This window comes from Myxococcus sp. MH1 (genome assembly GCF_059738865.1).
This window is the reverse complement of record NZ_AP026947.1, coordinates 5,580,148-5,606,350: the sequence shown is the minus strand read 5'-3', so window position 1 is coordinate 5,606,350 and position 26,203 is coordinate 5,580,148. Positions and strand designations below refer to the sequence as shown.

1 protein-coding gene (cut by a window edge) is annotated in these 26,203 nt (G+C 71.5%); it reads left to right on the top strand.

Annotation, left to right across the window (positions count from 1 at the left end):
• The first annotated feature begins 103 nt into the window (after positions 1-103).
• A protein-coding gene (locus tag AC6JA9_RS21950; protein WP_497957775.1) for a non-ribosomal peptide synthase/polyketide synthase crosses the window boundary here: on the top strand, positions 104-26,203 show its 5' portion. Its footprint extends 17,397 nt past the window's final position; the window shows 26,100 of its 43,497 coding nt (coding positions 1-26,100); its start codon is at positions 104-106; the stop codon falls past the right edge of the window.

Here is a 26,203-nt window from a genome sequence, read left to right as displayed (position 1 = left end):
CGCTAATGAAGCTGCATGTGGGTAGTCGTTGTGGGCCGCGATTGTCGGGCTCGCCTGTTATTAAGCCGCCGGCCGAAAACAGCCCCGACGAGCCCCACACCCCATGCACGCTCCTTATCGAATCCTGAATGACGCTCTCCGTGTGCGCGCAGTTGGAGAGTCGTCGCGCCAGCCGCTCTACACGTTCCTGGGAGAGTCGGACGGCGACGAAGCCGCGCTGACGGCGTACGAGCTGGATCGCCAGGCGCGGCGGATTGCCGCGGTGTTGCAGTCCCGTGGCGCGGTGGGGCAGCGCGTGCTGCTGCTCTATCCGCCAGGGCTCGACTACCTCGCGGGTTTCTTCGGGTGTCTGTACGCGGGGGCGGTGGCGGTGCCCGCCTATCCCCCGGACCCGACGCGCCTGGAGCGCACCCTCCCCCGCCTGCGCGCCATCATCGACGACGCGCAGGCCACGGTGGTGCTCACGACCTCGGGCATCCTGGGGCTCGCGGACTTCGTGTTCGAGCAGGCGCCGGACTTCCGGGCGCTCCAGTGGTTGTCCACCGACGACCTGCCCGAGGGCCCGGAGGACACGTGGAAGGAGCCCGACGTGGGCCCCGACGCGCTGGCGTTCCTCCAGTACACGTCCGGCTCCACGGGGACGCCCAAGGGCGTGATGTTGTCCCACGCGAACCTGCTGCACAACCTGGGGCTCATCTCCGGGGCGTTCCAGGTGCGCCGCGACAGCGTGGGCGTCATCTGGCTGCCGCCGTACCACGACATGGGGTTGATCGGCGGCATCCTCCAGCCGCTGTACGGCGGCTTCACCGTGACGCTGATGTCACCGATGTCGTTCCTCCAGCGCCCCATGCGGTGGCTGGAGGCGGTGTCCCGGTTCCGCGGGACGGTGAGCGGCGGACCGAACTTCGCGTTCGAGTTGTGCGCGCGGCGGGCGACGCCGGATGAGGTGAAGGCGCTCGACCTGAGCGCGTGGGAGGTGGCCTTCTGTGGCGCGGAGCCGATTCGCGCCGCCACGCTGGAGCGCTTCGCGGAGGTGTTCGCGCCCGCGGGCTTCCGTCGCGAGGCGTTCTATCCCTGCTACGGCCTGGCGGAAGGCACGCTCATCGTCACCGGTGAGGAGAAGGGCCGCGTGCCGCGCGTGCATCATCTGGAGGATGCGGCGCTGTCGCGTGGGAGCGCGGTGCGGGTGGCCCCGGATGCGGCGGGGGTGCGTGCGCACGTGAGCTGCGGCGCGACGCTGGCCGAGCAGCGCCTGCTCATCGTGGACCCGGAGACGCGGGTGCCGCGGGCTCGGGGCGAGGTGGGTGAGATCTGGGTGTCCGGTGGGAGTGTCGCACAGGGGTACTGGCGCAAGCCGGAGCAGTCCCGGGAGACGTTCCAGGCGCGGCCCGTGGGTGCCGAGGATGGGCCCGCGTTCCTGCGGACGGGGGACCTGGGGTTGCTGCTCGAGGACGAGCAGCTCGTCGTCACGGGGCGCAGCAAGGACCTCATCATCCTGCGGGGACGCAACCTGTACCCGCAGGATGTGGAGGCGGTCATCGAGCGTGCGCATCGACGCGTGCGGCCTGGTGGCGTGGCGGCGTTCGGGGTGGAGACGTCGGAGGGCGAGGCGCTCGCGGTGGTGGCCGAGGTGGCGCGCGAGCTGGCCGAGTCGAAGGACGCCGAGGCGCTGACGGCCGTGGCGGATGCCGTTCGCCAGGCGATTGCGCGGGAGCTGGAGGTCCAGCCGAGGACCGTGGCGCTGCTGCCGCCGGGCGCCGTTCCGAAGACGTCGAGCGGGAAGATCCAGCGTTACGCGTGCCGCGCGGGGCTCGCCTCGGGCGAGCTGACCGTGCTGTGGCGCTCGGACCTGGGGGCTCCGTCGACTCCGGCACGCGATGCGCCCTCTGCGCCGACGCGCGACGACGTGCCTTCCGCGTCCGGTGTGCCCTCTACTGGAGACGCCGCGTCGTCCGCGTCCGGTGTGCCCTCGGCCGGAGGCGCCGCTTCGTCCACCATCGCAGCGTCGGGCGCCACGGGGAGAGCGGATGCGAGCGCCTCGACCGTGCCTTCGCACGGCGGACCCTCCCTCAATGAATCGGGTTCTGTCAGCCGCACGGACGCGGGCTCTTCGCTGGCGCGGGCAGGTGCGGTCGCCGCGTCGTCCTCGGTGTCAGCAGCGGAGCTGGAGCGTGCGCTGCGCGAGGAGATCTCCGCCGTGCTGGGTGGGGCATCGTCGGCACTCGACGCGGATGCGCCGCTGACGCGATTGGGCATGGATTCGCTCGGTGCGGCGGACCTGCAGTCCCGCATCGAGAAGCGCCTGGGCGTACGGGTCTCCGCGGCCACGCTGCTCCAGGACGTGAGCCTCCAGGGCCTCATCTCGGAGGTCCTCAAGGCCGGCCAGGGCGGCACGGATTCGAGTCCGGGGCCCGTGGCCCGGGGCGGACCCGGCACGGGAGACCACCCCGCGTCCTTCGCGCAGCAGCGCCTGTGGTTCATCCAGCAGCTCGATCCGGCGTCGACCGCCTACCACATCCCCCTCGCCTTCTCGCTGCGCGGTCCGCTCGACACGCAGGCCCTGGAGCGCGCGCTGAACGAGCTGGTCCGCCGCCATGATGTCCTGAGGACCACGCTCATGGCGAAGGACGGCGCGCTCACCCAGCACGTCCACGCCCCTGCTTCCGTCACCCTCGAAAGGGTCATCGCGGATGCGGACGATGTCGCGGACCGGGCCTCCGTGATCGACGCGGTGGCCGTACGTGATGGTCAGCGCCCCATGGACCCCGCGACGGGTCCGTTGCTCCGCTTCACCCTGGTCCGCTTCGCCGCCGAGGACCACGCCCTCGTGGTCTCCGTGCACCACCTGGTCGCGGATGGCTGGTCCATCGGCTTGATGGCTCGGGAGCTCGCGACCCTGCTCGTCGCGTTCACCCAGGGGCACCCGTCCCCGCTGCCCACGCCCACGCTCCAGTACGCGGACTTCGCGGTGTGGCAGCACGAGCACCTCACCCCCAAGGCCCTGCGCAAGGAGCTGACGTGGTGGAAGCAGGCGCTCGCGGAGGCGCCGTCCCTGCTCGCGCTTCCCACGGACCGTCCTCGCCCCCAGCGCCTGTCGTTCCACGGTGCCCGCCGCTCACGGCTGCTGCCCGCCGCGCTGATGACGAAGCTCCACGCGCTGGGCCGCCGTGAAGGCGTCACCCCGTTCATGAGCGTGGTCACCGCGCTGTCCACCGTGCTCCACCGCTGGAGCGGACAGTCCGACTTCGTGCTCGGCTCCGCGGTCTCCGGCCGCGAGGTCCCGGGCATCCGCGCGCTGATGGGCGACTGCACCAACTTCATCCCCCTGCGCGTCCGCCTGCCGGCCGAGGCCACCGTGAAGGGGCTGCTCTCCGCCGTGAAGCAGAGCACCCTGGGCGCGCTCGCGCACTCGCATTGCCCGTTCGACCACGTGCTCGCGGCCGTGCAGCCCGGCTCACAGCGGCGCGAGCTGTACAACGTGGCCTTCGTCCTCGACGACTACGACATCCCCCGTGACCTGTCCGTGGGCCAGGGGCTCACGCTGGACGTGTCGCTGCTGGACAACCGCACCACCGAGCTGGACCTCACCTTCGAGGCCGTCCACCGTCCCGAGGGCCTGCTCATCGGCTGCAAGTACGCGGCGGACCTCTTCGACGCGGAGACCATCGACCGTCTGCTGGGCCACCTCGAGGTCGTGGTCGGCGCGATGACCGAGGCCCCCGAGCAGCGCATCGCCGAGCTGCCCCTGATGACGGAGGCCGAGCGTCAGCACGTCCTCCACGCGTGGAACCCCCGCGCCGACGCGCCGAGTGACGGCACGCTGGTGGAGCGCTTCGAGGCGCAGGTGGACCGCTCACCCGACGCCATCGCCGTCACCTTCGAGTCCACGCGCCTCACGTACCGTGAGCTGGACGGACGCGCGAACCGTCTGGCCCAGGTGCTGCTGCGCCACGGCGTGGGCCCGGATGTCCTGGTGGGCGTGTGCCTGGAGCGCGGGCTGGAGCTGGTGGTGGCCCTGCTCGGCATCCTCAAGGCCGGCGGTGCCTACCTCCCGCTGGACCCGTCCTACCCCCGCGAGAACCTCGCGTTCATGCTGGAGGACGCGCAGGCCCCGGTCCTCATCACGCAGTCGTCGCTGGAGGACCGCATCCCCGCGCAGGGCAGCGCGGCCGTGATTCGCATGGACACGGACGCGGACGTCTCGGGCTCCGCCCCGCGTCCGCCGCGCTGCAATGCGCCGAGCGACCTAGCCTACGTCATCTACACCTCCGGCTCCACGGGTCGTCCCAAGGGCGTGATGGTGCGCCACGACAACGTCGTGCGCCTCTTCACCGCCACGGATGCGTGGTTCCACTTCGGGCCCGAGGACGTGTGGACGCTGTTCCACTCGTACGCGTTCGACTTCTCCGTGTGGGAGCTCTGGGGCGCGCTCCTGTACGGCGGCCGACTGGTGGTGGTGCCGTACTGGGTGAGCCGCTCGCCCGAGGCGTTCCACCGACTGCTCGCCGACGAGCAGGTCACCGTCCTCAACCAGACGCCCACCGCGTTCCGTCAGCTCATCCACGCCGAGCAGCAGGCCGCGGCGCGAGGACCGGTCGCGACGCTGTCCCTGCGCTACGTCATCTTCGGCGGTGAAGCGCTGGACATGGCCGCGCTGCGTCCCTGGTTCGAGCGGCACGGCGATGAGCAGCCGACGCTCGTCAACATGTACGGCATCACCGAGACCACGGTGCACGTCACCTACCGTCCCGTCCGGATGGCGGACGTGGACCGACCGTGGTCCAGCGTCATCGGCTGCCCGATTCCGGACCTCCAAATCTACCTGCTGGATTCCTCCGGACAGCCGGTGCCCGTGGGTGTCCCAGGCGAGATTCACGTGGGGGGCGCGGGCGTGGCGCGCGGCTACCTGCGGCGCCCCGAGCTCACCGCCGCCCGCTTCGTGGAGGACCGCTTCGGCGCCGTGCGTGGGCGCAAGCTGTACCGCGCGGGCGACCTGGCGCGGCGCCTGGCCAACGGGGACCTCGAGTACCTGGGCCGCATCGACAACCAGGTGAAGATCCGCGGCTTCCGCATCGAGCTGGGGGAGATCGAGTCCGCGCTGAGCACCCACCCCTCGGTCCGCGAGGCGGTGGTGATGGCCCGCGAGGACTCGCCCGGGGACAAGCGGCTGGCCGCGTACGTCGTCCTGGGCGACCTGGACACCTCGGCGAGCGTGGAGCAGACGGCGCAGTGGAAGGCCGTCTACGACGAGACGTACACGCAAGGTGAGCGCAGCGAGGATGCCACCTTCGACATCTCCGGCTGGAACGACAGCTACACCGGAGGCCCGCTCCCGGCGCCGCAGATGCGCGAGTGGGTGGACACCACCGTCCGACAGATCCTGTCCCTGCGTCCCCGACGCGTGCTCGAGCTGGGCTGCGGAACGGGGCTGCTCCTGTACCGGCTAGCCCCCCGCTGCGAGGCGTACTGGGGCGTGGACTTCGCGCGCCCCGCGCTGGACCGCATCGAGCGTCAGAAGGAGCGGCTCGGGGAGTCGCTGCGCTCGGTCCACCTGCTGCACCGCACGGCGGACGACCTGTCGGGCATCGAGCCTCGCTCGTTCGACACCGTCATCCTGAACTCCGTCATCCAGTACTTCCCGAGCGGGGACTACCTGCTCCATGTGCTCAAGGGCGCGGTGGCGGTGCTCAAGCCCGGGGGCCGCATCTTCCTGGGCGACGTGCGCAACCTGGAGGTGCTGGAGGCCTTCCGCGCCTCGGTGCGGCTGCACCGCGCGCCTCCAAACCTGTCCACCGCGCAGCTCCAGTACCGCGTGCAGCGCGACGTGATGGCCGAGGAGGAGCTGGTCCTCTCGCCCGCGTTCTTCACGTCGTTGACCACGCGCCTGCCCGGCATCTCCCGCGTGGAGGTCCTGCCCAAGCATGGCCGCTACGACAACGAGCTGAGCCGCTTCCGCTACGAGGTCATCCTCCACGTCGGCGAGGCCACCTCGCTCCCGCGCCCCGATTGGACGGACGGGAGCCAGCTGTCGCTGGAGTCGCTGCGCCAGAAGCTGGAGGCCCAGCCGACGATGCTCGCGGTGCGCGGCCTGCCGAACGCGCGCATCCTCGATGACACCCGGCTGGTCGACCTGCTGTCCGGCTCGGGTCGCCCGCCCCATGTGGCCGCGCTGCGCGAGGTGCTCCGCGACTGGCCCGGCTCGCGCGGCGTGGAGCCGGAGGACCTCTACGCGCTGGGCGGAGTGCTCGGCTACGACGTCAAGGTGAGCTGGGCGGGCGCGCACTCGAACGGTGCGCTGGACGTGGTCTTCACCCGCACGGGCGAGCCCGCGCTCTTCGACCTCTCGTCCGAGGAGGACCCGCGTCCCGTCTCCGCGCTGGCGAACGACCCGATGCGCGGGGCCCGGAGCGCGCGTGAGCTCGCGCGCATCCGTCAGGCCCTCACGGAGCGCCTGCCGCCGCACATGGTGCCGTCGGCGTTCGTCGTGCTGCCGTCCCTGCCGCTGACGCCCAGCGGGAAGGTCAACCGTGGCGCGCTGCCCGCGCCGGAAGCGGACCGCTCGGTCATCGAGGACGAGTACCTGGCGCCGCGGACTCCGATGGAGGAGACCGTCGCCCGCATCTTCTCGGAGGTGCTCGGCCACTCCCGCGTGGGCGCGCGCGATGACTTCTTCGCGCTCGGCGGGCACTCGCTGCTCGCCACCCAGGTGGTGACCCGACTGCGCGCGCAGCTCGGCGTCTCCCTGTCCCTCCGAGCCCTCTTCGAGGCCCCCACCGTCGAGCGCCTCGCCGAGCGTCTCGCGCCCCTGCAGGGTGCGCCCGCGGAGGCACGGCCGGAGCCGCTGGAGCGCATCCCGCGCAGGGACGAGGCCCTGGCGGTGTCGTTCGCGCAGCAGCGCCTGTGGTTCCTGGAGCAGCTCCAGCCGGGACAGGCCGCGTACAACATCCCCGTGGCCCTGCGGCTGTCGGGACGTCTCGATGTCGAGGTCCTCCGCCGCACCTTCGCGGAGGTGGTCCGTCGGCACGAGCCGCTGCGCACCACCTTCGCCACCCAGGACGCCCAGCCGGTGCAGCGGGTCCACCCCGCGCCGGACGCCTGGGCGCTGGCCGTCGAGGACTTGAGCGCGCTCGAGCCCTCCGCGCGAGAGGCCGCGGTGAAGCAGCGGCTCTCCGAGGAGGCGCATCACCCGTTCGACCTGGAGCACGGCCCGCTGCTGCGCACGGCCCTGCTGCGGCTCGGCGCCGAGGCGCATCTGCTGTCGCTGTGCATGCACCACATCGTCTCGGACGGCTGGTCCATGGGCGTGCTGGTGCGCGAGGTGGCGCTGCTCTACGCGGCCTTCTCGCAGGGGCGTGAGTCGTCGCTCCCGACGCTCCCGGTCCAGTACGCCGACTACGCGGCCTGGCAGCGGCGCGTCCTGGAGGGCGACGCCGCGAGGACCCAGCTCGAAGGGTGGCGCACCCATGTCCAGGGCACTCCCGTGTTGGAGCTGCCCACGGACCACTCGCGTCCCGCGGTGCGGACCTCGCGCGGCGCGACGCGGTTCTTCTCGTTGCCGCAGGCCCTGGTCTCCCGCCTGGAGAAGCTGGCCCAGGCCGAGGGCTCCACGCTGTTCATGGTGCTGCTCGCGGGCTGGCAGACGCTGCTGTCGCGCTACTCGGGCCAGACGGACTTCAGCGTGGGCACGCCGGTGGCGCACCGCTCGCGTCCGGAGCTCGAGGGCCTCATCGGCTTCTTCGTGAACACGCTGGCCCTGCGCGCGCGACTGGAGGGTGACCCGACCTTCCTGGAGCTGCTGGGCCGGGTCCGCGAGGAGTCACTCGCGGCCTTCGCGCACCAGGACGTGCCCTTCGACAGCCTCGTCGAGGCGCTGGGCGGCGCGAGGGACTTGTCCCGCACGCCCGTGTTCCAGACGGTGTTCGTGCTCCAGAACGCGCCGCTCCAGCCTCCGTCCCTCCCGGGCCTGGGCGTGGAGCTGCTGCCCACGGCGACGGACACGTCCAGGTTCGACGTCACCGTCTCGCTGATGGAGCGCCAGGGAACGCTGGAAGGACAGCTCGAATACAGCCTGGACCTCTTCACCCCGGCCACGGCCGCGCGACTGGTGGAGCACTTCCAGCGCTTGCTCCAGGGAATCGTCGAGGACTCGCGCAGCCGGCTCTCGGCGCTGCCGCTGATGTCCGAGGCCGAGCGTCGCCAGGTGCTCGTCGACTGGAACGACACCCGCGTGGCCGAGGCCGCGCCCGAGACCACGCTGCACGCGCTCGTCGCCGCGCGGGCCCGGGCCAACCCTGACGCCGTGGCCGTGGAGGCCGGGGCGCAGGTGCTCACCTACGGACAGCTCGACGCTCGCTCGAACCAGCTGGCCCGGCACCTCTTGTCCCTGGGGTTGGGCACGGAGCCTCGCGTGGGCCTGTGCCTGACGCGAGGGCTGGAGCTCATCGTGGGCATGCTCGGCGTCCTGAAGGCCGGGGGCAGCTACGTGCCCATGGACCCGACGTGGCCCGAGCAGCGACGGGCCCATGTCCTCGCGGACGCGGGGCTCTCCTCGGTCCTCACCGTGGACGCCTTCTCCGAGGTGCTCCCGGCCCGCTCGCGTGTCCGGCTGGACTCGGACTGGAGCGTCATCGCGCGCCAGTCGACGGACCCGGTATCGCTCCCGGAGAGCGCGGACCAGCTCGCGTACGTCACGTACACCTCCGGCTCCACCGGCCTGCCCAAGGGCGTGGCCGTCTCGCATCGCGCGGTGCTCCGGCTGGCCCAGGGGCTGCGCATGGCGACGGGGCCGGAGGACATCGTCCTCCAGGTCTGCGCGCCCACGTTCGATCCGCACGTCTTGGAGGTGTGGACCACGCTGACCTTCGGCGCGCGGCTCGTCGTCTACCCGGCACATACGCCCGAGGTGGCGGAGCTGGCGAGCCTCATCATCGAGCGCAAGGTGAACGCGGCCGTCCTGGCCACGGCGCTGTTCGACGTCATGCAGCAGCACCAGCCGGAGGCCCTGGCCCAGGTGCGGCGACTCGTGGTCGGTGGCGATGTGCTGCCCGCGCCTCGCGTCCAGGAGCGACTGGCGCAGGGGCGCTCCATCACCAACGGCTACGGTCCCACCGAGGCCACCGTCGCGGCCACGCAGCACACGCTGAACCCCGGTGACGTGCCGGGTGACTCCATCCCCATCGGACGCCCGCTGGCGAACACGCAGGTCTACGTGCTGGATGCACACCTGCGTCCGGTGCCCGTGGGGGTCCCGGGTGAGCTGTTCATCGGCGGCCCGGGGCTCGCTCGGGGTTACCAGCATCAGCCCGCGCTCACCGCGGAGCGCTTCGTGCCGCATCCCTTCGCCACCACCCCCGGCGAGCGCCTCTACCGCTCGGGCGACCGGGTGCGCTGGCGTCAGGACGGGACGCTCGAGTTCCTGGGGCGCATCGACTTCCAGGTGAAGGTGCGCGGCTTCCGCATCGAGCTGGGCGAGGTCGAGTCCCTCCTGCGTGCCCACGCCGGAGTCGCCGAGGTCGCGGTGGTGGTGCGAGAGGACGCGCCCGGCGACAAGCGCCTGGTGGCCTATGTCGCGCCCGCCACCGTGGACGTGGAGGCACTGCGTGTCCACCTGCGGAGCCACGTGCCCGAGTACATGGTGCCCAGCGCGTTCGTCACGCTCGCCACCCTGCCCCAGACGTCCCACGGCAAGGTCGACCGCAAGGCCCTGCCCGCGCCGCACTTCACGTCGGGCGCGGCGGACTTCGAGGAGCCCCGGACTGACTTGGAACGACAGCTCGCGGACCTCTTCCGCGAGGTGCTGCGCGTGGAGCGCGTGGGCCGACAGGACGACTTCTTCCTGCTCGGTGGCCACTCGCTGCTTGCCACCCAGGTGGTGACGCGCCTGCGCGCCCGGCTGGGGACGTCGCTGTCCCTGCGCGCGTTCTTCGAGGCGCCCACCGTGGCGCGGCTCGCCGAGCACCTGTCCGCCGCGTCGCCCGTGACCGAGCTGCCGCCCCTGGTGCCCGTATCCCGTGACTCGGCCGCGCTGGAGCTGTCGTTCGCCCAGCAGCGGCTGTGGTTCATGGACCAGCTCCAGCCGGGCCTCGTGGCGTTCAACATGCCCGCGGCGCTGAGGCTGCGCGGACCGCTCCAGGTGGACGTGCTCCGCCGGGCCTTCCGCGAGGTGGCTCGACGACACGAGTCGCTGCGCACCACCTTCACGTCTCGCGACGGAAGCCCCGTGCAGCGCATCCACGCCGCGCCCGAGCACTGGGCGTTGGAGGTCGAGGACCTGAGCGCGCTGGAGTCCCCCGCGCGTGAGGCCGCCTCCGAGCGTCGCATCGTCGAAGAGGCCCACCGACCCTTCGACCTGGAGCACGGTCCGCTGCTGCGCACCGCCCTGCTGAAGCTGGGCGCGCGGGAACACATCCTGCTGCTGTGCATGCATCACATCGTCTCGGACGGCTGGTCCGTGGACGTGCTGATCCGGGAGATCGCCGAGCTGTACACCGCGCTCCTGGAGGACAAGGTGCCCGTGCTGCCGGAGCTGCCCGTGCAGTACGCGGACTTCGCGGCGTGGCAGCGTCGGGTGCTGGATGGTGCGACGGTGGGCGCGCAGGTCGAGTGGTGGCGCTCGCGACTCGAAGGGGCTCCCGTGCTGGAGCTGCCCACGGACCACTCGCGGCCCGCGTCGCGCAGCTACCAGGGCGCGATGCACGCCTTCCGTCTGCCCGCGGACCTCGTGACGGGGCTGGAGTCCCTGGGGCGCGCGCGGGGCGCGACGCTCTTCATGGTGTTGATGACGGGCTGGCAGGCGCTGCTGGCGCGGTACTCGGGACAGCGGGACTTCACCACCGGGACGACGGTGGGCCACCGCGAGCGGCCCGAGCTGGAGGGGTTGATCGGCTTCTTCGTCAACACCGTCCCGCTGCGCTTCCAGTGGCACGAGGACCCCACCGTCGCGACCATGGTCCAGCAGGTCAAGGATGTGGCCCTGGCCGCCTTCGCGCACCAGGACGTGCCCTTCGAGCGGGTCGTCGAGGCCCTCGGCGGTGAGCGAGACCTGTCCCGCACGCCGCTGTTCCAGACGCTGTTCGTGCTCCAGAACACGCCCATGCGCGCTCCGTCGCTGTCGGGTGTGCAGGTCGACCTGCTGCCGAGCGCGACCCGGACGGCGCGCTACGACCTCACGCTCTCGCTGATGGAGCGCGACGGCGCGCTGGAGGGACAGCTCGAGTACAGCACCGACCTCTTCACCGAGGCGACCATCCGCCGGATGGCCGAGCACCTGGGCGTGGTGCTCGGGGCCCTGGCCCGGGGCGGCGTGGAGCAGCGGCTCAGCCAGCTCCCGCTGATGCGCGACGAGGAGCGCGAGACGCTCCTTCGCACGTGGAACGACACCCACGTGGACCTGCCGGCCGTGGCGACGATTCCCGCGCTGTTCGCCGCGCAGGTGGCGCGGACTCCGTCGGCCGTGGCGGTGGAGGTCGAAGGTCAGACGCTCACGTACGCGCAGCTCGATGAGCGGTCCAACCAGCTCGCGCACCACCTGCGCGCCCTGGGCCTGGGCGTCGAGTCCCGCGTGGGCGTGTGCCTGCATCGGGGGCTGGAGATGGTCGTGGGGGTGCTGGGCATCCTCAAGGTCGGCGGCTGCTACGTGCCGCTGGACCCGTCGTATCCGGCGCAGCGCCTGGCGTTCCTCTTCGAGGACTCGGGCGTGGTGGCGGTGCTCACGCAGTCCTCGCTGGAGGACGAGCTGCCCGCGGGCTCGCAGTTCCTGGTGAGCCTGGACTCCGAATGGAACGCCATCGCGCGCCGGCCCACGCACGCGGTGAGCGCGGACCTCGGTCCGGACCACCTGGCGTACGTCTCGTACACGTCGGGCTCCACGGGGACGCCCAAGGGCGTGGCCATCCCGCACCGAGGCGTCATCCGCCTGCTCACCGGTGCGCGCTTCGTGGACCTGGGGCCCAAGGAGGTGGTCCTCCAGCTCGCGCCGCTGGCCTTCGATGCGTCCACGCTGGAGCTGTGGGGCGCGCTGCTGTTCGGCGGCCGGCTGGTCATCTACCCGCAGGCGACGCCGGACCTGAAGGAGCTGGGCGAGGCCCTGGTCCGTCACCAGGTCTCACTGCTCTGGCTGACGGCGGCGCTGTTCGACCAGATGCAGCAGCATCAGCCGGAGGCGCTCGCTGGCGTGCGTCAGTTGCTCGCGGGTGGCGACGTGCTGCCCGCGACGCGAGTGCGCGAGCGACTGGCGAGTGGCCAGGGGCTGGTGAACGGCTACGGCCCCACGGAGGGCACGACGTTCACGGCCTGCCACCGGATGTCCCCGGGTGACGACGTGGGCCTGTCCGTGCCCATCGGTCGCCCCATCGGGAACACCCAGGTCTTCGTCCTGGACGAGTCGATGCAGCCCGTGCCCGTGGGGGTCCCGGGCGAGCTGTTCATCGGTGGCGATGGCCTCGCGCGCGGATACCTGGGCCAGCCCGCCCTCACCGCCGAGCGCTTCGTCCCCCACCCCTTCTCGTCGACGCCGGGAGCGCGGCTGTACCGCTCCGGAGACCGCGTGCGCTGGGCGGAGGACGGCACGCTGCGCTTCCTGGGCCGCACGGACTTCCAGGTGAAGGTGCGTGGCTTCCGCATCGAGCTGGGCGAAATCGAGGCCGTGCTCCGCGCCCACGCGGGCGTGGTCGAGGCCACGGTGGTGGTGCGCGAGGACTCGCCCGGTGACAAGCGCCTGGTGGCCTATGTGGTCCCGGAGTCGCTGGAGACGGGCGCGCTGCGCGAGCACCTGCGGCGTCAGCTGCCGGAGTACCTGGTGCCCACCGCGTTCGTCGCGCTCCAGGCACTGCCCCTGTCGCCCAACGGCAAGGTGGACCGCAAGGCGCTGCCCGCGCCGGAACTCGGCTCGACGACGACCGTCTCCGAGGACTCCCTGCCCCTCCTCCAGCAGCAGCTCGCGGCGCTGTTCCGCGAGGTGTTGAAGGTGGACCAGGTGGGCCCGGACGACGACTTCTTCGAGCTGGGAGGCCACTCGCTCCTGGCCACGCAGCTGGTGACCCGGGTGCGCGCGCTGCTGGGCGTGGACCTGCCGCTGCGCGTGTTGTTCGAGGCCCCGACGCTGGCCGGCCTCGCGCGACACCTCGAGGAGCTGATGCTGAAGGCGTCCCGGACGCAGATGCCGCCGCTGGTATCGGTGGCTCGCGACGAGGCGTTGCCCCTGTCGTTCGCGCAGCAGCGCCTGTGGCTCCTGGAGCAGCTCCAGCCGGGACAGGCCGTCTACAACGTCCCCGTGGCACTGCGGATGACGGGCGCGCTCGACGTCGAGGTGCTGACGCAGACGTTCGCGACGCTCGTGCGCCGTCACGAGGTGCTGCGGACGACCTTCGGTGCAAGGGAGGGTGTGCCGTTCCAGCGCATCCAGCCCGCGCCGAAGCAGTGGCTGTTGCCAGTGGTGGACCTGAGCACGCTGCCGGACTCCGCGCGTGAATCGGCGCTGCGTGCCCGGATGTCCGAGGAGGCGCATCACCGGTTCGATCTCCAGACCGGGCCGTTGCTGCGCACGGTGCTGGTGCGTACGTCCGCCTCCGAGCATGTCCTGCTGCTGTGCATGCACCACATCGTCTCGGACGGTTGGTCCATGGGCGTGCTGGTCCACGAGGTGGCGTCCATCTACGAGGCGCTCGCGGAGGGCCGGTCCGTGCCCCTGCCCGAGCTGCCCGTGCAGTACGCGGACTTCGCGGCATGGCAGCGCGAGTGGGTGAAGTCGGAGGGCATCCAGACGCAGCTCGAGGGCCTGCGTGCCCGCTTCACCGGCGCACCCGCGCTGGAGCTCCCCGCGGACACCGTCCGTCCGGCGACCCGTACGATTCGGGGAGGCAGCCACTTCTTCACGCTGCCGCCGGAGCTGGTGGCGGAGCTGGAGACGCTGGCGCGGAAGGAAGGGGCCACGCTGTTCATGGTCCTGCTCGCGGCGTTCGAGGTGCTGTTGTCCCGCTACTCGGGGCAGCAGGACTTCTGCGTCGGCAGCCCCGTGGCGCAGCGCACCCGGTCCGAGCTGGAGCCGCTCATCGGCTTCTTCGTCAACACGCTGGTGCTGCGCGCCCGCGTGGATGGCAACCCGACGTTCAGCGAGCTCGTGTCTCGCGTCCGAGAGGAGTCCCTGGCGGCGTACGTCCATCAGGACGTGCCGTTCGACCAGCTCGTGGAGGCGCTCGGTGGCGAGCGCGAGGGCCGCAGGTCCCCGCTCATCCAGGTCATGTTCGCGCTCCAGAACGCGCCCATGCAGCCTCCCGCGCTTCCGGGTGTCCGCGTGGACGTGCTCAAGACCACGACGAACACGGCGCGACTCGACCTCACGATGTCGATGATGGAGCAGCCGGATGGCGGGCTCGATGGCGCGCTGGAGTACAGCCTCGACCTGTTCTCGGCCGCGTCCGCCGAGCGACTGGGACAGCACTTCCGCGTCCTGCTGGAGGCAGTGGTTCGTGATGCCCGGAGCCCCATCGCCGACCTCCCGCTGATGGGCGAGGAGGAGCGGCAGCAGGTGCTGGTGGGGTTCCAGGGACGCACGGAGGCGTACCCGAAGGAGGCGACGCTGCACGCGCTCATCGAGGCGCAGGTGCGACGCACACCGGAGGCGGAGGCGGTCCGCTTCGAGGGAAGCACCCTCACCTACGCGCAGCTGGATGCACGGGCCAATCAGCTGGCGCACCACCTGCGGACGTTGGGAGTGAAGCCGGGGGTGCTGGTGGGGGTGTGCCTGGAGCGCTCGCTGGAGTTGGTGGTGGCGCTGCTGGGGGTGCTCAAGTCGGGAGCGGCCTACGTGCCGTTGGACCCGGCGTACCCGAGGGAGCGGTTGGCGGGGATGCTGGAGGACGCGGACGCGCCTGTCCTCGTCACGCAGGAGAAGCTGAAGTCGGTGCTGCCGACGACGGGCGCGCGAGTGGTGAGCCTGGACGGCGGGTGGGCCGAGGAAACCCGAGAACCGGTGGGGTACCCCGGTTGGGAGGCGGAAGCGGGCTCGCTGGCGTACGTCATCTTCACGTCCGGCTCGACGGGCCGTCCGAAGGGGGCGATGAACGCGCACGCGGGCATCGTCAACCGACTCTTGTGGATGCAGCAGGAGTACGGGCTGACGGCGGCGGACACGGTGGTGCAGAAGACACCGTTCAGCTTCGACGTGTCGGTGTGGGAGTTCTTCTGGCCGCTGCTGACGGGGGCGAGGCTGGTGGTGGCGAAGCCGGGCGGGCACCAGGAGCCGGCGTACCTGGCGAAGCTGCTGCGGGACGAGCGAGTGACGACGGTGCACTTCGTGCCGTCGATGCTGAGAGCCTTCCTGGAGGAGCCGGGCCTGGAGGGGCTGAGCCACCTGCGGCGGGTGGTGTGCAGCGGCGAGGCGCTGACGGCGGACCTGGTGGCGAAGGCGCACGCGCGGCTGCCGTCTGGAGCGGAGGTGCACAACCTCTACGGCCCGACGGAGGCGGCGGTGGACGTCTCGTACTTCCACTGCGCGCGAGGCACGCAGCGCACGAGCATTCCGATTGGGCGGCCTGTGGCGAACACGCGGCTGTACGTGCTGGACGCGCAGGGCCAGCCGACGCCGGTGGGAGTTCCCGGAGAGCTCTTCATCGGCGGTGTGCAGGTAGGCCTGGGGTACTGGAGGCGGCCGCAGTTGACGGCGGAGCGCTTCGTGCCGGACGTGTACTCGCAGGTGCCCGAGGCGCGGCTGTACCGCACCGGAGACGTGGCGAGGTGGCTGGCGGATGGGACGTTGGAGTACCTGGGCCGCTCGGACTTCCAGGTGAAGCTCAGAGGCTTCCGGATTGAACTGGGAGACATCGAGGCGGCGCTGCTGTCACACGCCTCGGTGCGAGAGGCCGTGGTCCTCGTGCGCGAGGACTCCCCGGGCGACCAGCGCCTCATCGCCTACGTCACCCAGTCCACTCCGTCCGCCGACACGAGTGGATTGAAGGACTTCCTGTCGACGCGCTTGCCCACCTTCATGGTGCCCTCGGCCTTCGTCGTCCTCCCGGCCTTCCCGCTGTCCCCGAGTGGGAAGCTGGACCGGAAGGCGCTCCCGGCCCCCGTGGCACCCTCGACCCCGGGAGGCCCCGCCGTGCCCTCCGCACCCGAACGTCTCACCCCCTTCCAGCAGCGCGTCGCCACCGCCTTCCGTGAGCTGCTCCGCGTCGAGCGTGTGGGCCTGCACGATGACTTCTTCGCGCTGGGCGGACACTCGCTGCTCGCCACCCAGCTCGTCTCGCGCCTGCGCACCACGTTCGGCGTCGAGCTGCCCGTGCATGCCCTGTTCGACGCGCCCACCGTGGCCCGAGTCACGGAGTTGGTCGAGGAAGGGATGCTGTTCCGCGACGCACCGTCACAGGTGCCCCCGCTGCGGCCCATCCCGCGCGATGGCGAGCTGCCGCTGTCGTTCGCGCAGCAGCGCCTGTGGTTGCTCGACCAGGTCCAGCCCGGAGGCACGCAGTACAACATCTCCGGCGCCATCCGGCTGGAGGGCGCGTTGAACCCGGAGGCGCTGCGACAGGCGCTCGACCTGCTCGTGTCCCGCCACGAGCCTCTCCGCGCGACCTTCGGACTGAAGGACGGTCAGCCCGTCCAGACGCTCCATCCGCACAGGCCCTGGTCGCTGCCGCTCACGGACCTGTCGGACGTCGCGCCGCCGGAGCGCGAGGCCGCCGCGCGCAAGTACGCCGCCGAGGAGGCCAGTCAGCCCTTCGACCTGTCCACGGGCCCGCTCCTGCGCACCGCGCTGCTCAAGCTGGACGATGAGCTGCACGTCCTGGTGCTGGTCATGCACCACATCGTCTCGGATGGTTGGTCCCTGGCGGTGATGGTGCGCGAGGTGGCGCTGGCCTACGAGGCCTTCGCCGCGCGGAAGGCCCCTGCCCTCTCCCCGCTGCCCGTGCAGTACGTCGACTTCGCGGCGTGGCAGCGCCAGTGGCTCCAGGGCGACACGCTGGCCAAGGAGGTCGACTGGTGGAAGCAGCGGCTCGCCGGGGCGCCCCTCGTCCTCGACCTGCCCACGGACCTGCCCCGTCCCGCGATGCGCACACCTCAAGGCGCGTCGCATCCCATCCAGCTCCCGCGTGAGCTGGTGGACCGCGTGGTCGCGCTCGGTCGACAGGCCGGGGCCACCCCGTTCATGACGCTGCTCGCGGCCTGGCAGACGCTGCTCTCCCGCTACAGCCGCCAGGAGGACCTGCTCGTCGGCTCGCCCATCGCGGGGCGTCGTCATGGCGAGCTGGAGGGACTCGTTGGCTTCTTCGTCAACACGCTGGTGCTGCGCGCCCGCGTGCGTCCCGAGGAGTCCTTCCGCGCGCTGCTCGCCCAGGTGCGCGAGACGACGCTCGCGGCCTACGAGCACCAGGACCTGCCCTTCGAGCGCCTCGTCGAAGAGCTCCAACCCCAGCGTGACCTGGGCCGCGGCCCCGTGGTCCAGGTGGTGTTCGCGCTCCAGAACACGCCCACGCCGACGATGCGCGTGCCGGGCCTCACCCTGCGTCAGCTCGACGTGGACAACGACACGGCGCGCTTCGACCTTGGCCTCGTCCTGGTCGAGGAGGCCGATGGCCTGCGCGGCGTCATCGAGTACAGCACCGAGCTGTTCACCGCGCCCACCGTGGCGCGCCTCGCCCGCCACCTGCGCAACCTGCTCGAAGCGCTGGTCGCCGCTCCGGACCGGCCGCTCTGGACCCTGGACCTGCTGTCCGCCGACGAGCGCCACCAGCTGGTCACCGAGTGGAACGACACCACGCGGCCCTACCCCGCGGACACCACCTTCGTGGAGGGCTTCTCCCGACAGGCGAGCCAGCGTCCCCAGGCCATCGCCCTGGAGTCGGGCGACCAGCGGATGACCTACGGCGCGCTGGAGGCCCGGGCCAACCAGCTCGCGCACCTGCTCCGCTCGAAGGGCGTGGGGCCCGATGTGCTCGTGGCCGTGTGCCTGGAGCGCGGCTTCGATGTCGTGGTCTCCATCCTCGCCGTCATGAAGGCCGGAGGTGCCTACGTCCCGCTCGACGCGGCGTACCCGGTGCAGCGGCTCGCCTTCATGGTGGAGGACGCGCGGCCCTCGCTGCTGCTCACCTCGCGGGTGCTGGGCGACAAGCTGACCCTGCCGGACGCGGGGCCCGAGCGCCTGCTCGTCGAGGGACTGGAGCTCGCGTCGTGGCCGACCACGGCGCCGGTGTCCCACGCGGGCCCTCGCAACCTGGCCTACGTCATCTTCACCTCCGGCAGCACGGGGCGCCCCAAGGGCGTGGCCATCGAGAACCGGGGCCTGATGCGCCTGTGCTACTCGGAGCCCTATGCCCGCTTCGGCGCGAAGGAGACCAGCATCCTGCTGGCGCCCATCTCGTTCGACGGCTCCGTGCTCGAGGTCTGCCCGTCACTGCTCCATGGTGGCCGCGTGGTCCTCTTCCCGGCCGACGCGGTGCCGAGTGACCTGGACCGCCTGGGGGAGGTCATGGCGCGGCACGAGGTCTCCTTCTCGCACCTGCCCTCCGGCCTCTTCGCGCAGCTCGTGGAGCACCGCCCGGACATCCTGGCCCGGATGGGACAGCTCCACGTCGGCGGCGAGGTGCTCTCCGTGCCTCATGCGCACCGGGCGCTGGCCTCGCTGCGGGTGCCCATCATCAACGCGTACGGGCCGACGGAGTGCTCGGTCATCGCGACCAACTACGCGCTGACGGGGCCCATGCCGTCGGGGAGCTCGTTCCCCATCGGCACGCCCATCGACAACACCACGGCCTACGTCCTGGATGCCCGCATGCAACTGGCGCCCGTGGGAGTCCCGGGCGAGCTGTACCTGGGAGGCGTGGGGCTCGCGCGCGGCTACGTGTCGCGCCCGGACCTCACGGCCGAGCGCTTCGTCCCGCATCCGTTCAGCACCCAGCCCGGTGAGCGGCTCTACCGCACGGGCGACGTGGCGCGCTGGCGCCCCGAGGGCGTGCTGGAGTTCATCGGCCGCACCGACCATCAGGTGAAGATTCGCGGGTTCCGCATCGAGCTGTCCGAGGTGGAGGCCGCGCTGGCCGCCCAGCCCGCGGTGCACGAGTCCGTGGCCGTCGTCCGCGAGGACGTTCCGGGAGATCGTCGGCTCGTGGCCTACGTGTCGCCGCGAGAGGGTCAGTCGCTGGACACGACGGACCTGCGCGCGGGCCTGCGGCAGCGGCTGCCCGAGTACATGGTGCCGTCCATCATCGTCACCCTGCCCTCGCTGCCGCTGAGCACCACGGGCAAGGTGGACCGCAAGGCGCTGCCCAAGCCGGACGCCGCCTCCACGGGGCGTCAGGGGCGCTTCGTCGAGCCGGCCAATCCGCTGGAGGAGCGCATCTCCGCCGTCTGGGCGCGGGAGCTGGGCACCGAGCGCGTCGGCGTGCATGACCACCTGTTCGAGGAGCTGGGTGGCACGTCGCTCTCCGTGGTGCGCATCGCGGCGCGCTTGCGCGAAGAGCTGGGTCAGTCGGTTCCCGTCGTGTGGCTGTTCGAGCACCCCACGGTCCAGGGGCTGGCGCGAGCCCTGGAGAAGCAGCGCGCGGAGGTGGCCGCGGCGACCGCGCCCCAGTCGGTGCCGGCGCCGGATCGGCCGGTGTCACGTCCGTCGACGACGGGGGCCGTGGCCATCATCGGCATGGCGGGTCGGTTCCCCGGCGCGGGCTCGGTGGACGCGTTCTGGCGCAACCTGCGCGAGGGCGTCGAGTCCATCTCCCGGTTCAAGCCCGAGGAGCTGGAGCGCATGCCTGGCCTGCCCGAGGGCATCGAGCTGAGCCAGCACCCGGCGTTCGTCCCGGCCGGTGGTGTGCTCGAGGGCGCGGACCGGTTCGACCACGCGTTCTTCGACATGTCCCTGCGCGAGGCGCAGTGGTTGGATCCGCAGCAGCGCGTGTTCCTGGAGTCCGCGTGGACGGCGCTGGAGGACGCGGGCATCGACCCCGAGCGCTTCCCGGGCGCCATCTCGCTGTACGCGGGGGCCATCGACTCCGGCTACACGGAGGCGGTGCGGGCCACGGTGCCGTTGGACGGCGCCGCGCTGTTCGAGCTCTACGGCACCGCGACGCACGAGAGCCTGGCGACGAAGACGTCCTTCAAGCTGGGGCTCACGGGTGAGAGCGTCCTCATCCACACCGCGTGCTCCACGGGCCTCGTCGCCGTGCACCTGGCCTGCCAGAACCTGCTGGCGGGCATGTCCGACGTGGCGATGGCCGGCGCGACGCGCCTGTCGGTGCCGCAGCGCACCGGCTACGTGTACCAGGAAGGGATGATCCTCTCGCCGGACGGGCACTGCCGCTCGTTCGACGCGGCGGCTCAGGGCACCGTCTCCGGCAACGGCGTGGCCTGCATCGTCCTCAAGCGACTGGAGGACGCGGAGCGGGATGGGGACTCCATCCACGCGGTGATTCGCGCGACGGCGACCAACAACGACGGGCGCGACAAGTCGGGCTTCACCGCGCCCAGCGTGCAGGGCCAGACGGCCGTCATCCGGCAGGCGCTCGCGCGCTCGGGCGTGAAGCCGGAGGAGATCGGCTACGTGGAGGCGCACGGCACGGCGACTCCGCTGGGCGACCCCATCGAGGTGACGGCGCTCCAGCGCGCCTACGGCCTGGGGCCCGAGCACAAGGGCACCATCGCCCTGGCTTCGCTCAAGTCCAACGTCGGCCACCTGGACACGGTGGCGGGCCTCGCGGGCCTCATCAAGGTGGCGCTGTCGCTGCGGCACGGAGAGGTCCCGCCGAGCCTGCACTTCGAGCGCCCCAACCCCCAGATTGATTTCGACGCCACCCCGTTCTTCGTCAACACCACCCTTCGGCCGTGGCCGAGGAGCGAGTCGCCGCGGCGTGCCGCGGTCAGCTCCTTCGGCATTGGTGGCACCAACGCCCACGCCGTGCTCGAGGAAGCTCCGATGTCTCCGAGTGGCTCCAGCTCACGCAAGCACCACCTGTTCGTCCTGTCGGCGCGCACGCCCGAGGCGCTGGACGCGGCCTCGAAGAACCTGGCCTCCCATGCGGAGGCCCAGGGTGACGCGCTGGCCGTGGCCGATGCGGCCTTCACGCTCGCCGTGGGCCGCAAGGGCTTCGAGCACCGGCGCGTCGTCGTGGCCCGCGACGCGGCCGAGCTGACCCGTCAGCTCCTCAAGCCCTTCACGCCCACGAAGCTCAAGGACCTGGAGGCCGCGCGCCGTCGCCGCGTGGCCTTCATCTTCCCGGGTCAGGGGACGCAGCAGCTCGGCATGGGGCGCGAGCTGCTCGACACGGAGCCGACGTTCCGCCGGCATCTGGAGTCGTGCCTGGCGCTGCTGGACGGGGAGCTGCGGGAGCGCGTGCGCACGCTCCTGACGTCGGGTCCTGGGCAGGAGGCGCGGCACGCGTCGCTGCTCGCGGACACACGGGTGGCGTTGCCGGCGCTGTTCTCCGTCGAAGTGTCCCTCGCGCGGATGTGGATGGACTGGGGCCTGAAGCCGTATGCGGTCCTGGGGCACAGCTTCGGTGAGTACGCCGCGGCCTGCGTGGCGGGGGCGCTGTCGCTGGAGGACGCGCTGAAGCTCGCGGTGGCGCGGGGTGAGCTGATGCACCGCATGCCTCCGGGGGCGATGCTCGCGGTGGCGATGCCGGAGTCGCAGGTTCAGCCGCTCTTGTCCGGGAGGCTGTCACTGGCCGCCGTCAATGCGGCGGACCGCTGCGTCGTCGCGGGTCCGGTGGCGGAGGTGGAGGCGCTCCAGGAGACGTTGAAGGCGCGGGACGTGGGCGTGGTGCGGATGCCCGCGCCGCATGCGTTCCACTCGGCGGACGTGGAGCCGCTGATGCCGGAGCTGTCGCGCGTGGTGGCGTCGCTGACGCGCTCGGAGCCGACGCTGCGCTACGCGTCCAGCGTGACGGGCACGTGGGCGAAGCGCGGTGCACTGGCCGAGCCGCAGTACTGGGCGGACCAGATGCGTCAGCCCGTGTACTTCTCGGATGCGGTGGGGGCGCTGCTCGAGGATGGGTGCAGCGTGCTGCTGGAGGTGGGCCCCGGTCAGGACCTGACGCCGCTGGTGCGCGCGTCGCTGGGCCAGGACAAGGACCGCGTGAAGGCGCTGGCGACGCTGCGTCGGAGCGCCTCCACGACGGAGGACGCGAGCCTGCTGGCGTCCGTGGGTGAGCTGTGGACGCAGGGCGTGGAGGTGGACTGGTCCGCCTTCTTCGCCCACGAGCAGAGACGCCGGCTGCACCTGCCCACGTACCCGTTCCAGGAGAAGCGAGTCTGGGTGGATGCGAAGCCGGGCGCGCAGGCCGTGCCCGCGATGGTGGCCCAGCAGCCCGTGCAGCTCCGTGCCGCCTCGGGGGCGCCGCTCCCCGTCGCGGAGACGCAGGCCGTGACGACAATGTCGTCCGGGATGGAGGCGCAACGTCCTACGTCGCCGAGCCTCGTACCATCGGCTGCCGCGTCGCCAGGCTTCGCGTCGCCTGCTGCGTCGACGGGTTTCGGGCCGCCGGCTTCGTCGACCGGCTTCGGGGCGCCTGCCTCGACCAGTCTCGGGTCGCCTTCTGCGACGGGCGTCACGCCGTCTTCTGCGTCGACGGGCCTCGGGTTGGCCGCGTCGACGGGTTTCGGGTTGGCTGCGCCGACGGATCTCGGGTCGCCAGCGTCTACGGGCTTCGCGCCGCCTGTCGCGACCGGCGTCACGCCGCCTGCTGCGGCGACGGGTTTCGGATCGCCTGCGTCGACGGGCATCGCGCCGCAGTTGCCTCCGGTGGTTGCGCCAGCGATGACGTCGCTGCGCGCGGTTCCGGTGGCCCCCGCTGAGCCTCCCCCTTCGATTCAGGAGCCCGAGCCCGTCGCCCCGGTGCGTGAAGACGCGCCTCGGGGGCCCATCGAGGAGCGGCTCGCGGGTCTGTGGCGCGAGCGCCTGGGCCTGGAGTTCGTCGGCCGTGAGGACGACTTCCTGGAGATCGGCGGCAACTCGCTGATGGCGGCGCAGCTGCTCAACCAGGTCCGTGAAGCCTTCGGCGTCCAGCTCCCCCTGGCCGCGTTGTTCGAGGCCCCCACGGTGGCGGGCATCGCCCAGCGCATCGAGCCGCTGTTGCGACAGGCCCCCGCCGCGGCGCCGACACGCGAACTCCCGCTGGTTCCGCTGCCTCGCACGGGCGAGCTGCCGCTCTCCTACGTGCAGGAGCGCGTGTGGCGTCTGGAGCAGCACCTGCCCGGCCTGTCCGCGTACAACATCCCCTTCGTGCTGCGGCTCGAGGGAGACCTGGACCCGGCCACGCTGGAGCGCGCCGTCCAGGAGATCGTCCGTCGGCACGAGGCCCTGCGCACCACGTACGACGTGGTGGATGGCCGTCCCGTGCAGCGCTTCCACGAGAACGTGCGCATCCCCCTGCCCATCGTCGACGTCGCCGGGGACACGCCCGCCCGTCGCGAGGATGAGGCGATGCGGCTAGCCCGCGAGGAGGCGATGCTGCCGTTCGACCTGGTGACGGGCCCCGTCATCCGGACCGTCCTGCTGCGCCTGGAGCCGAAGCACCACCTGCTCCTGGGCAGCATCCACCACGTCGTCTGCGACACGCTGTCCACCGCGCTCTTCATCAACGAGCTGATGCAGCTCTACGGCGCCTTCAAGCAGGGCCGCCCGTCGCCCCTCCCTCCCCTCCCCATCCAGTACGCGGACTTCGGCGCCTGGCAGCGCACCGGCATCCTCGAAGGCCGCTTCCCCGAGCAGGAGTCCTGGTGGCGTCAGCGACTCGCTGGCATGCCCAAGCAGCTCGACGTCCCCACGGACCGCAAGCGTCCGGCGAGCTGCCCGCTCACCTCCGTGCGCCTGCCCGTGGAGTTCCCACGCGCCCTGGCCCGCGAGCTGGGCGCGTTCGGCAAGCGCGAAGGCTACACGTCGTACATGCTGGTGCTCGCCGCGTGGCAGACGCTGCTGCACCGCTACAGCGGGCAGACGGACATCATCGTCGGCACGCCCATCGGCAACCGCACCCGGCCGGAGCTGCTGCCGCTCATCGGCTACGTGGCGCACTCGGCGGCGTTCCGCACGAGCTTCGCGGATGACCCGACGTTCCGGGACCTGCTCAACCGCGTGAAGCAGGAGCTCAACGAGGTCCAGTCCCGTCCGGACGTTCCCTACGAGTACCTGGTCGAAGCGCTCATCCCGGGCAAGGACATCGGCCGGGGCCGCATGGCCGACACCGTCTTCGTCTTCCACAGCGGCATCAGCGGCGGCGCCGCGGCCCTGGAGATGACGGGCGTGCGCGGTTCCATCGTCGAGGTCCCGGACGGTCCGGTGCAGTGGGGCACCACCCTGTCGGACCTGACGCTCGTGCTGGGTGACGAGTCCGGCCGGGTCCACGGCGCGCTCGAGTACGCGACGGAGCTGTTCGACGCGAGCACCGCGCAGGGCCTGGTCGACCATCTGCACGTGCTGCTCGCGTCCGCGATGGCCCGGCCCGACGAGCGGGTCTCCCGACTGCCGCTCGTCACCGAGGCCGAGCGCTCCGCGTGGCCCGCACCACGCCCCGCGCAGGTCATCACCTCCATCCCGGCACAGCTCGCCGAGCGCGCGAAGCGGGATTCCAACGCAGTGGCCGCGCTCGTCGGTGAGAAGTCCTGGACCTGGGCGGAGCTGTCCCGTCGCGCGGCGAGCGTCTCCGCGAGACTGCGCGCCAGCGGCTTGAAGAGCGGTGCGACAGTCGCGGTCTGCCTCCCCCCCTCCCCTGACAAGCTGGCGGTCCTCTGGGGTGTGCTCGACACGGGTGGCGCGGTCGTAGCCCTGGGCGCGACGGACCTGGGGCGACTGTCGACCTATGCGTCCCAGGATGCCGCGACGCCCCTGCTCATCACGTGGCGTGGTGTCGTCACGTCCTCCAAACTGGACGCCTCGCGCGTGCTGTACGTGGAGGAACTGGAGACCACCGCATCGGTGAACCCGAGCGTGACTCGCGCGAACGCACCCGCGTGGCTGCTGCCCTCGGGGACGAACCAGCCCGCGTGGACGCTGGACCACCACGCGCTGGCGGACCTGTTCATCGCGATGGATGCGCGGTTGCGTCCGTCGGAGGGCGGCACCTGGCTGGCGGCGCTCGACACGTCGACCGAGCGGCCAGAGCTGGAGATGCTGTGGGCGCTCTCGCGCGGCCTGCGCGTGGCCTTCCCCTCCGAGGCCGTCACGGCCCGGCTGGTGCGGCTCCAGGGCGGTGGTCCGCGCACCCAGGCGATGGACATGAGCCTCATCTACTTCGCCAACGATGAGGACTCGCTCACGGGGCCAAAGTACGAGCTGCTCATCGAGGGCTCGAAGTTCGCGGACGCGCATGACTTCTCCGCGGTGTGGACGCCGGAGCGGCACTTCCACTCGTTCGGCGGTCTGTACCCGCAGCCGGCCGTGGTGGCCGCGGCCATCGCCACCGTCACCAAGAACCTGAAGCTGCGCTCCGGCAGCGTCGTGCTCCCGCTGCACGACCCGATGCAGGTCGCCGAGCAGTGGTCCGTGGTGGACAACCTCTCCGGCGGCCGCGTGGGCCTGTCGGTGGCCACGGGCTGGCACGTGGCGGACTTCTCCTTCGCCCCGGCGAACTTCGAGGACCGCCGCAACGTCCTGATGAAGCACCTGGAGACGCTGCGCTCGCTCTGGCGGGGCGAGAAGCAGAAGCGCGTGGGCGGCGGCGGCGTGACGGTGGAGGTGGCCCTGCGTCCGAAGCCCGTGCAGCGCGAGCTGCCCGTGTGGCTCACGGCCGTGGGCAACCCGGAGACCTTCCGTCTGGCCGGCGAGGTGGGCGCGGGCGTGCTCACGGGCCTGCTCGCGCAGTCCATCGACGAGCTGAAGTGGAAGGTCGCGATGTACCGCGAGGCGTGGCGCCGCAACGGTCATCCGGGCCGTGGCCACATCACGGTGATGCTGCACGCGTTCATCGGTGACGACGAGCAGGAGGTGCTGCGCACGGTGCGAAAGCCGCTGCTCGGCTACTTCCGCAGCTCGGCCGAAATCACCGCGTCGCTGCTGGCGGCCCAGGGCCACCAGGGGGAGATCGACAAGGTCTCCGAGGAGGACATCAACACGCTCCTGGAGCACACCTTCGAGCACCACGCGAAGGGCACGGGCCTCATCGGCACCGTGGAGAGCGGGTTCAAGCGCCTGCTCGATGTCCGCGAGGCGGACGTGGACGAGGTGGCCGCGCTCATCGACTTCGGTCTGGACACGCCCATCGTCCTGAAGGGCCTGGAGAAG